The following is a 9882-nucleotide window of genomic DNA, read 5'->3' as shown; positions in this document are numbered from 1 at the left end:
GTCAGACAGCACTGCCAAGAGAAGATTCCGGCATTTCCCCTATTTGCCGAGGACAAAGCCTTTTATTTTCAAGAAACTGAATCCAGGCGCCCGGCCCGCGCGTACATGGCTATGCCATGAGCGAATGAAGTTGCCACACGGGAAGGAAATGCCATGCAGCATTACAGCAAAAAGACGGATCCCATGGATCAGCGCCTGTATCTGGCCCAGCGCATCGACCGGGCCGATGCGCGCCTGCAACACTTGCACGATGCGGCCGAGCGGGAACGCTGCGCGCAATGGATCACGGCCTGGGCCGTGGCGGCAGGCGCCGACGCGCCGCGCGGCATGAAGCTGCGCATCCGCGGCGAATTCATTTTGCTTTAAAAAAATTCTTCACGGATTTCCGGGACAGGCTGCTGGCATCTTGATGAAAAAGAAGGCGCTATCGCGATATCCTTGGGCCGAGCGCGCAGCGCTCCCGGGGTCGAGGGCAAGCGCCACGACTATCCTGGCCGGTGGGCGCCGTCCTGGCGCGCAAGGCCGATCAGTGAAGACACGCGCGCAATTTAAACACGTGCACGTCCTGCATCATATTGTCCGCCTGCTCCTGCATGCTGGCCGCTGCCGCTGCTGCCTGTTCAACCAGGGCGGCATTCTGCTGAGTCACCGCATCCATCTGACTGATGGCCTGATTCACCTGTTTGATGCCGTCGCTCTGTTCATGGCTGGCGACGGCAATTTCCGCCATGATGCCCGCCACCTGCTGGACCGAGGACACGATTTGCTTCATCGTGCCGCCCGCTTCATCGGCCAGATTGCTGCCAAGTTCGACTTTTTCGACCGACGCGGCAATCAGCTGCTTGATTTCTTTGGCGGCACTGGCGGAGCGTTGCGCCAAGGTACGCACCTCCGATGCAACCACGGCAAAACCGCGCCCCTGCTCACCGGCGCGGGCGGCTTCGACAGCCGCGTTCAGGGCCAGAATATTGGTCTGAAACGCGATGCCATCAATCACGGAAATGATGTCGACGATACGGTTCGAGCTGTCCTTGATGGATCCCATGGTCGCGACGACACGGTCGACCACTTCCCCTCCCTGCACCGCTACCGCCGAAGCCGACAAGACCAGTTTATTGGCTTGTTGGGCGCTTTCGGCATTCTGCTGCACAGTGCTGGTTAACTGCTGCATCGCCGACGACGTTTTCTCCAGTGCACCGGCCTGAGCCTCCGTTCTAGCCGAGAGGTCCAAATTTCCAGCAGCAATTTGCTTCGAGGCAGTCGAAATGGTTTCAGTACCGCCACGCACACGGCCCACCGTATGACGCAGGCTCTCGGTCATGCTTTGCAGAGCACTCATCAATTCGCCCGGCTCGTCGCGATAATCGGTCGCGATATGGCTACGCAGGTCACCGGAAGCGACAAGGCGGGCAACGTTCACGGCGTCCTGCAGTGGTCTGGTAATACTCCTCGTAATGAGCACAGCCACCATGATCGCCGTACCCAGCGAGAGCACCAGTATCGCCAGCAGCAAGCTGCTCGCCACCGTGATGCGCGCGCCCGATTCCGCCTCTATCGTCGATGCGCGTTGGGTGGTCATCTCGACCAGTTGCTTGATTGCCTGCAGATGCTGGGCGTAACTCATTGTCATTTTTTTCATCGCAACAGCAGCGCCAGCCTTATCCTGTGCCTCTATTGCGGGGATGAACTGTTGCAGTGCCACCGCATAAAAGTCCTGTGCCGGCGCATGGGCCTTGTTCAGCAACAGCTCGGCGATATCGGCATCCAGTTTCGCGCCCTTCCAGAATTCATGGCGCTCATCGTAATCATGTTTCAGCGTCTTAAATCGTGCGATTAACGGCGCCTGTTCGGCATGATCCTCGTTCGCTATCAGCTGAAAACTGACCAGATAGGATTCCAGTATGTATTGTGGCGGTGGCAACACGTCCGCAATCAGATCCTTGCTTTGCACAAGTGTCTGATAGACAGGACCGTTCACTTTCCATTCGTGCAAAGTCTTGAACGACCATAGACCATAGAGGAGGAAGCCGGCTGAAAAGATCACAATTAACACAGCCAGACGGTGCGACAGTTTAAGTACGCGTAACAAATTCATGATGTTTCCTTTATTAGCTGCGCTTGCCTCTGGTTCACCGACCGAGGTGACACGGCTCTCGCACGTATGGCAGGTATGACAGGTGATCATTCGAGCCGCGACTCCTTACCAAACAGTCATTCTGTTTTCATCACAGGCAACTTATTCTACATCGAATTTGTTGGAATTTAATGAAAATTCAGTTTAATTAAACAAAAAACACAAAAAACACAAATTTAAGCAAAAATCTGCGGCGAACACAGGCCTGATCAACGACCATGGGAGCGGGTAACAGGAAAGCGGTGGTACGGCACGGCGCGATGCGGTTCCACGGCAACGGCGACGTGTTCTCGCTTGAATGGGTTCCATGGTGGAAAACGCCAGGCATCGGCGTGCGCCAGTTTTGCGAACAAAAGGACGTGGCGGGTAGAACGTTTCCTGGGCGGTGCCCGGGCCTGGCCAAACGTGAGGCGGCCAATGGCGGCCTCCTTCAGAAATGAAAACACCCTATAAGTTTGGCAACTGATAGGGTGGAGGGTGACCATCTCATGGGCTCGGCCGGGCACGCAAGCGCCGGGCGGAACCAGTCAAGCCAAGACGCGCCTAGTTCGGCGTGTCGCGGTACTGCTCGGGCGTCGTGTCGCCATCGGCGACTTCATACCACATCGCGTTGAGCACGGCGAAGGTCGCCGCCAGCGGAAGACCCAGTATCCAGGCGAAATACCACATAATTATTTCCTTTCCTTAATTCTTAGTAAGCGTGACCGGTTTCGTCTTCGATGGCTTTGCCGTCAACCTTGCCCCACAGTACTTTATATACCCAGGTCGTGTACGCCACGATAAGGGGAATGAAGACGGCCGTGACGACCAGCATGATGAACAGGGTCATGTGGCTGGACGAGGAATCCCACACCGTCAGGCTGGCGCGCGGGTCGATCGATGACGGCAGGATGAACGGGAACATGGCCGCGCCCACGCCGAGGATGATGCCGGCGATGCCAGCCGCGCTGGCCAGCAAGGCGGGCACTTCGCGGCGCGCGCGCTGGAAGGCGAACGCCAGCAGCGGGCAAAGCAGGCCCAGCGCCGGAGCGATCCAGGTCCACGGATGGGCGGCAAAATTGAGGAACCAGGCGCCCACGTGCACTTCCGCAGTTTTCAGCATCGGATTCGACGGACCGTCGACCACCACCGTGCTGCTGATGCGGTAGCCATCAACCCACAGCCACAGGGCCACGCCAGCCAGCGCATACAGCGCGACGGTCGCCAGCGCCGCCACGCTGCCGTAGCGGCGCGCCCGTGCGGCCACGGCACCGTCCGTTTTCAGCTGCAGCCAGGTGGCGCCGTGCATCACCAGCATGGCCACCGAGACGAGACCGCACAGCAGGGCGAACGGGTTGAGCAGCGCAAAGAACGTGCCGTCATAAAAGATGTGCATGTCTGGCGAGAAACGGAAAGGCACGCCTTGCAGCACGTTGCCAATCGCCACGCCGCAGATCAGGGCCGGCACGAAGCCGCCCACGAACAGGGCAGCATCCCAGCGGGCGCGCCAGCGCGGGTCTTCGCGCTTGCTGCGGAATTTGAACGCCACGGGGCGCACGATCAGCGCCACGAGGATGACGAACATGGCCAGGTAAAAGCCCGAGAACGAGACGGCATACAGTTGCGGCCAGGCAGCAAAGATGGCGCCGCCGCCGAGGATCAGCCACACCTGGTTGCCTTCCCACACGGGGCCGATGCTGTTGATGATGACCCGGCGTTCCAGGTCCGTCTTGCCGGCAAAGGGCAGCAGGATGCCCGTGCCCAGGTCGAAGCCGTCCGTGATGGCAAAGCCCACCAGCAGGATGCCGATCAGCAGCCACCAGATCAGGCGCAGTGTTTCGTAAGAAATCATTTCATGCAAAATCATGGTCTGGCCCTCCTTAGGCGCGTTGAGTATGAATGGCTGCGGCCGCTGGCGCGGGGGCCGGCGCATTCTCTTCCGGCCCCTTGCGGATGGCCTTGAGCATCAGCTTCATTTCAATCATCAACAGCACGGTGTAGATGGCGGCAAAGCCGGCTATCGTGATCAGCAAGGTCGTCGCGCCCAGGTTAGAGACAGCCACGGCCGTTGGCAGCACGCCTTCGATGACCCACGGCTGGCGGCCCACTTCGGCCACGATCCAGCCCGCTTCAATCGCCACCCACGGCAGCGGAATGGCGAACACGGCCAGTTTCAGCAGCCAGCGGTGCTTGTCCAGCGTGCGGCGCGTCGACAGGATGAAGAACGTACCGGTGAGCAAGATAAAGAACATGCCCAGGCCCACCATCACGCGGAAGGACCAGAACAATGGCCCCACGGGCGGCACGGTATCGAGCGCGGCCTTGCGGATCTGCTCGGGCGTGGCCTGGCGCGGATCGTCGACATAGCGCTTCAGCAGCAAGGCGTAGCCCAAGGACTGGCCTTTCGATTCGAACATGTCCTTCGCATCCTGCGGCACGGGACTGCCTGGCGCCACGCCGCGGATGGTTTGCAGCGCGTCATACGCCTTGATGCCATCCTTGATCAGCAGCTCGCCGCGGTCGACCAGCTGCTCGATGCCGGGAATTTCCGTCGTCAGCGAACGCGTGCCGATCAAGCCCATCACCATCGGGATGTGCACGGCGTAATGCGTCTCGCGCGCTTGCGCGTCAGGGAAGCCGAAGGCCGTGAAGGCGGCGGGCGCCGGCTCCGTGGTCCACATGGCTTCAATCGCTGCCAGCTTCATCTTCTGGTGTTCGGACGACAGGTAGCCGCTTTCGTCACCGAGCACCACCACCGACAGCGAAGCGGCCAGGCCGAACGAGGCTGCCACCGTCATCGAGCGCTTGGCCAGCTGCACGTGGCGGCCCTTCAGCAGATACCAGGCGGAAATACCCAGCACGAAAATCGCCGCCGCCGTATAGCCGGCCGACACCGTGTGCACGAATTTCGCCTGTGCTACCGGGTTCGTCAGCACGGCGCCGAAATCCGTCACTTCCATGCGCATGGTCTGCGGATTGAAGGCCGCGCCGACGGGATTTTGCATCCAGCCGTTGGCGATCAGGATCCACAGGGCCGAGAAGTTCGAGCCGATGGCCACCAGCCAGGTGGTGACCAGATGGCCCCGCTTCGACAGCTTGTCCCAGCCGAAGAAGAACAGGCCGACGAAGGTCGCTTCCAGGAAGAAGGCCATCAAGCCCTCGATGGCCAGCGGCGCGCCGAAAATGTCGCCCACATAATGGCTGTAGTAGCTCCAGTTCATGCCGAACTGGAATTCCATGACGATGCCCGTCGCCACGCCCATGGCGAAGTTGATGCCGAACAAGACACCCCAGAACTTGGTCATGTCGCGCCAGATGGGGCGGTTCGTCATCACATAGACCGTCTCCATGATGGCGAGGATCACTGACAGGCCGAGCGTCAGCGGAACGAAAATAAAGTGGTACAGAGCTGTCAGCGCGAACTGCAGTCTGGATAAAGCGACAATATCGAAGTCCATATGATTTCCTTGGTGTTTCCCTACTGTGTGTAAACTTGGCATCTATCTGATGCGATTCGATTGGTTCCGCCGCCCTCGGGCTGGCCTGCGGTACCGCCTGTCTCCATTCTTTCTTAATCTCCGCGCAAACCGGCCAGGGCCATCTCGAAGGCTGGCGTGCCCCGGCGCGCGTCGCCCACGATGCGGCCATCGCGCAGGCTGACCAGCCGGTCCGCCTGCGCCGCTTCGCGCCGCAAGTGGGTGGCGATCAGCAAGCTGCGTCCTTCGCTGCGCGCGCGCAGGCGCTGCAGGACATCGATGGCCACCTGCGCATTCAGCGCTTCCGTCGCTTCGTCCAGCAGCCACAAGGTCGACTCGTGCAGGAACAGCCGCGCCAGCGCCAATCGCCGCGCCTGGCCGCCCGACAAGCCCAGGCCGCCCTCGCCCAGCATCGTGTCCAGGCCGCCCGCCAAGGCACGCACCTCGTCATCGAGGCCGGCTGCCTGCAGCGCCGCCCACAGCTGCGCATCGCTGGCGGACGGGTCGGCCAGACGCAGGTTGTCGCGCAAGCTGTCCTGGAACAATTCCGTCTTCTGCGTAAACAGGCAGGCGCGCGGCGCGCTCACCTTGCCCGACAGCGGCGCCAGCTCGCGCGCGGCAAGGGCCAGCAAGGTGGACTTGCCCGCGCCGCTGGGGCCGATCAAGGCCACGCGCTCGCCGTCCGCGATGTGCAGCGATATGTCATGCAAGATGGCGATATGGCTGCCCGCATGCGCGGCGCTGACGTGTTCCAGGCGCAAGCCCGGTGCGGCAGCGACAGGCGGCTGAGGTACCTCACTATCGAGGCGCGGCGCCAGGCGGCGCATTGCCAGCAGCATCCGCCCCGCTTCCAGCGCGCCGCGGCGCAGTCCCGCAAACGGTTCCACGGCCGTCAGCGCAAGCAGCAAGGCCAGCGCAGCCAGCGGCACGTTCAGCATTTGCTGCTGCACCAGCGCGGCCACGGCCAGCAGCACGCCAGCCAGGGTCGCGCTGCCAGCCACGCCATACGCGGCGCCGGCCGCCGTCTCCAGGCGCTGCAGGGCGACATCGGCTTGCGCCAGCGAGCGGTCGATCTGCCCCAGCACGGCGCACTGGACGTCGATGCGGCCCGCCATTACCAGGTCCGTCTGGCCCGCCACCAGATCGATGGTGCCGGAACGCAGTTTTTCGATGGCGCGCGAGCGCACGATGGCGGGACGGCGGGCGCGGTACGCCACGACCCAGCTGATGCCGCCGCCGGCAGCCAGCAGCCACGCGGCCAGGCCCAGGCCCAGCTGCCACTGCATCACGCCCAGCGCCACGCCGGCCAGCAAGGCCACGCACAGTGCCGTGAAGGCAGGCACCAGCAGGCGCAAATACAGCGATTCGAGCGCATCGATGTCGGCCGTCAGACGGAACAGCAGCTTGGCGGGCTGGCGCAGCAGCCGGCTGGCCGCTTCCGGGCGCGACCAGCCGCGAAACAGTTGCACGCGGATGCAGGCCAGCGCGGCGAACGTGGCGTCGTGCGTGACGAGGCGCTCCGCATAGCGCGAACCCGTGCGGCCGATGGCCAGCAGGCGGATGCCGGCCGATGGGCCGAACACGTCAAACAGAAGCGCCGTCGAGGCATGCAGGCCGGCAATCGAGGTGGCGGTAATAAACCAGCCGGACAAGCCCAATAACGCCATGCCGGCCACCGCCGTCAGGGCCGCCAGCAAGGCCCCCCCGATCAGCTTGCCGGGCTGGGCCAGCAGCAATTGGCGCAGCACGGGGTTCGCTATGAGTGAATTTTTCATGCGCGCAACTCCTGTGCCAGGGCTCCGGTATCGACCTGCACCGTGCGCTGCAGCCGGCCAGCCAGCACGGGGTCGTGCGTGGCGACGAGCATCGTCTTGCCTTGCGCCAGTGCCAGCAAAGCGTCGGTGACGCGCGCCGCCGTTTCGCTGTCCAGGTGCGCCGTCGGTTCATCGACCAGCAACAGGTCGGCATGCGGATGCAGGGCCACGCGGGCCAGGGCCAGGCGCACGGCTTCGCCGCCGGACAAACCCTGGCCGCCATCGCTGAGCATGACGGCCGGCTGCGCCTGCGCCACGCCAGCCAGGTCGGCCAGGTGCAGCGCCTGCGTCACTTGCGCGGCATGCGCGCCCACGCGACCCAAAGTCACATTCTGGCTGACGGACGCGGCAAACACATGGGGGCGCTGGCCCATCCACGCCATGCGCTGGCGCAAGGTATTGACGGTACTGTCATTCAGGCGCACGCCGCCGACGCGGATGTCTCCGCCGCTGGCGGGCAGCAGGCCGGCCAACAAAGAGAGCAAGGTGGTCTTGCCGGCGCCGCTGGCGCCCAGCAGGGCCACGTGCTCGCCGGCGCGCACGGTCAGGTCGAAGCCGTCGAACACGGGCGCCTCGCCGGGATGGGCAAAGCGCAGTTGATGGATATCAATGGCCGGTGGCGGCGCCACCGCCATGGCGGTGGCGGAGACGACGGCAGGCAGTACCTCCGCGCCAGGCAGGGGCACGCCCTCGCCCGCCAGATCGTGCAAACCGGCCAGGCCCGCTTCGCCGGCCGCCTTGTCGTGCCAGACGGCGGCCAGTTCGCGCAGGGGCTCGAAAAACGCGGGCGCCAGCAGCAGGATGAACAAGCCCTGTCCCAGGCTCAATTCCCGGCCCCAGGTGCCGAAATGGATGCTGCCCAGCAAGGAAAAACCGATGAAGGCGGCCACCATGGCCACGCCCAGCGCGGAAAACAGTTCCAGCACGGCGGACGACAAAAAGGCGATGCGCAGCACCACCATCGTGCGCCGGCGCACGGATTGCGACGAGGCATCGAGCCGTTCGGCCGTGGCGTCGACGGCATCGAGCGCGCGCAAGGTGGCCAGGCCGCGCAGGCGGTCCAGCAGAAAGGCGTTCATGCTGCCCATTTCCACCATCTGCGCGCGGCTGGCCGCTTGCGCGCCCATGCCCACCAGGGCCATGAAGACGGGAATCAACGGCGCGGCGATGAGCAGGATCAAGGCGGCGATCCACGACAGCGGCGTCACCACGGCGAGGATCACGAGCGGCACGAGCATCACTTTCCAGCGTGCCGACTTGTAGCGCACCAGATACGGCACGATGGCTTCGGCCTGCTCGGCGATGACGCTGGCCGCCTGGCCCGACTGGGCACGCTGGCGGTCGAGCGGCGAACGGCGCGCCAGCGCTTGCGCCACCTGGGCGCGCAAGGTGGACAGGTGCTCGCGCGCGGCCACATACATGCGCCGCGCGCCCCACGCTTCGCAGCCGGCGCGCAGCACGCCCAGCAGCAGCACGCCAGCGGCCGGCAGCAGGGCCGCGCGCCATGGCGCACCGCCCAGCATGGCTTGCACGGCCCAGGCCAGCAAGGCCGCTTGCGGCAGCCACAGCAAGGCGGCACCGCCCTGCGCCAGGCTGGCGGCACGGGGAAGAACAAAGCGGGGCAAGGACAGGGGCGTAGTGGGCATCTTCTATACTTCTTGAGTTTTCAGAATTTTCTGTAAATTCGATTTTTTGTATAATACTGCGAAACATGACATATATCAATTGACCCTGCCAGTATGGCGTGAAAAAATTCAGATAATTATGAAAACTCAACATATCCAAATGACGCCGCTGATCCTGACCTTCGTCAGCCATTTCGGCGAGATGGGCAGCCGCTGGGGCTTTAACCGTACGGTGGGACAAGTGTACGCCTTGTTGTTTGTCGCGGAGCATCCTTTACACGCGGATGAAATCGCGGAACACCTGAGTTTTTCACGCTCGAACGTGAGCATCGGCTTGAAGGAGTTGCAGGGCTGGGGCTTGATCCGCCAGTCGCGCATCCCCGGCGACCGGCGCGAGTATTTTTCCTCGCTGGGCGATGTATGGCAAATCTTCCGCGTGGTGGCCGCCGAACGCCGCCGCCGCGAAGTGGCGCCCACCCTGACGGTGCTGCGCGAATCGCTGCTGGCGCCGGCCACGGAACCCGTCGACCAGTATGCGCAGGAGCGCATGCGCGAAATGTATGAATTGGTCGACCTGGCCAACACCTGGTTCGACGACTTGCAGCGCCTGTCGCCCGAATCGATGGCGCAACTGATGAAAATGGGCGCCAAGGTGCAAAAATTGCTCAACGCCAAGGATCGCCTGTTTGGCGTCAGCAACAACAACGACTGAAGCTCCCCGCCCCCAAGCCGAGACGCCGCCAGGCAATGGCTTAGCACATGCTGGCGCGCCTTGTCACGCCATGTCGAACCGCCATGCTGGCTGTCGCTAACACAGCCAGACATAGCCGTATGCGATGTTGTCAAGCAAACCA

8 protein-coding genes are annotated in these 9882 nt (G+C 63.0%); 2 read left to right on the top strand and 6 right to left on the bottom strand.

Annotated elements, in window-relative coordinates:
* The first annotated feature begins 153 nt into the window (after positions 1–153).
* Positions 154–366: a hypothetical protein gene (locus AC54AF_RS14985; RefSeq protein WP_496637163.1), complete on the top strand. Its 213-nt coding sequence runs from the start codon at positions 154–156 to the stop codon at positions 364–366.
* A gap of 160 nt (positions 367–526) precedes the next feature.
* Here AC54AF_RS14985 and AC54AF_RS14980 read toward each other — a convergent pair whose 3' ends face one another.
* The 6 genes from AC54AF_RS14980 to cydD form a co-directional block, all read right to left on the bottom strand.
* The gene (locus tag AC54AF_RS14980; protein ID WP_496637162.1) at positions 527–2095 is read right to left on the bottom strand and encodes a methyl-accepting chemotaxis protein; all 1569 of its coding nucleotides are present in this window, start codon (positions 2093–2095) and stop codon (positions 527–529) included.
* 582 nt (positions 2096–2677) lie between these two features.
* Positions 2678–2803 (bottom strand): cytochrome bd-I oxidase subunit CydX, encoded by a 126-nt coding sequence (cydX, locus tag AC54AF_RS14975; protein WP_070222085.1) that lies wholly within the window; start codon positions 2801–2803, stop codon positions 2678–2680.
* A gap of 22 nt (positions 2804–2825) precedes the next feature.
* Positions 2826–3980: a cytochrome d ubiquinol oxidase subunit II gene (cydB, locus tag AC54AF_RS14970; RefSeq protein WP_496637161.1), complete on the bottom strand. Its 1155-nt coding sequence runs from the start codon at positions 3978–3980 to the stop codon at positions 2826–2828.
* A 13-nt stretch (positions 3981–3993) separates the two neighbouring features.
* The gene (locus AC54AF_RS14965) at positions 3994–5571 is read right to left on the bottom strand and encodes a cytochrome ubiquinol oxidase subunit I (RefSeq protein WP_496637160.1); all 1578 of its coding nucleotides are present in this window, start codon (positions 5569–5571) and stop codon (positions 3994–3996) included.
* A 113-nt stretch (positions 5572–5684) separates the two neighbouring features.
* Entirely contained in the window at positions 5685–7364 is a 1680-nt protein-coding gene (locus AC54AF_RS14960) for an amino acid ABC transporter ATP-binding/permease protein (protein ID WP_496637159.1), read from the bottom strand.
* Positions 7361–9049 carry a thiol reductant ABC exporter subunit CydD gene (gene cydD / locus AC54AF_RS14955; RefSeq protein WP_496637158.1) on the bottom strand — a complete coding sequence of 563 codons (1689 nt, stop codon included), beginning with the start codon at positions 9047–9049 and terminating at the stop codon, positions 7361–7363. The genes AC54AF_RS14960 and cydD overlap by 4 nt, the downstream gene beginning before the upstream one ends.
* Before the next feature lie 139 nt (positions 9050–9188).
* Between cydD and AC54AF_RS14950 the strand changes: the two genes are divergently transcribed.
* Positions 9189–9740: a GbsR/MarR family transcriptional regulator gene (locus AC54AF_RS14950; RefSeq protein WP_175560510.1), complete on the top strand. Its 552-nt coding sequence runs from the start codon at positions 9189–9191 to the stop codon at positions 9738–9740.
* Positions 9741–9882: the final 142 nt, after the last annotated feature.

This window comes from Janthinobacterium sp. JF4, from assembly GCF_059617925.1.
This window is presented reverse-complemented; position numbering and strand designations above follow the sequence as displayed.

Bases quoted from the DNA above. Each gene is read 5' to 3' on its own strand.
- cydB (WP_496637161.1), bottom strand. From the start codon at position 3,980: ATGATTTTGCATGAAATGATTTCTTACGAAACACTGCGCCTGATCTGG.
- AC54AF_RS14950 (WP_175560510.1), top strand. From the start codon at position 9,189: ATGACGCCGCTGATCCTGACCTTCGTCAGCCATTTCGGCGAGATGGGC.
- cydX (WP_070222085.1), bottom strand. From the start codon at position 2,803: ATGTGGTATTTCGCCTGGATACTGGGTCTTCCGCTGGCGGCGACCTTC.
- cydD (WP_496637158.1), bottom strand. From the start codon at position 9,049: ATGCCCACTACGCCCCTGTCCTTGCCCCGCTTTGTTCTTCCCCGTGCC.
- AC54AF_RS14980 (WP_496637162.1), bottom strand. From the start codon at position 2,095: ATGAATTTGTTACGCGTACTTAAACTGTCGCACCGTCTGGCTGTGTTA.
- AC54AF_RS14985 (WP_496637163.1), top strand. From the start codon at position 154: ATGCAGCATTACAGCAAAAAGACGGATCCCATGGATCAGCGCCTGTAT.
- AC54AF_RS14960 (WP_496637159.1), bottom strand. From the start codon at position 7,364: ATGAAAAATTCACTCATAGCGAACCCCGTGCTGCGCCAATTGCTGCTG.
- AC54AF_RS14965 (WP_496637160.1), bottom strand. From the start codon at position 5,571: ATGGACTTCGATATTGTCGCTTTATCCAGACTGCAGTTCGCGCTGACA.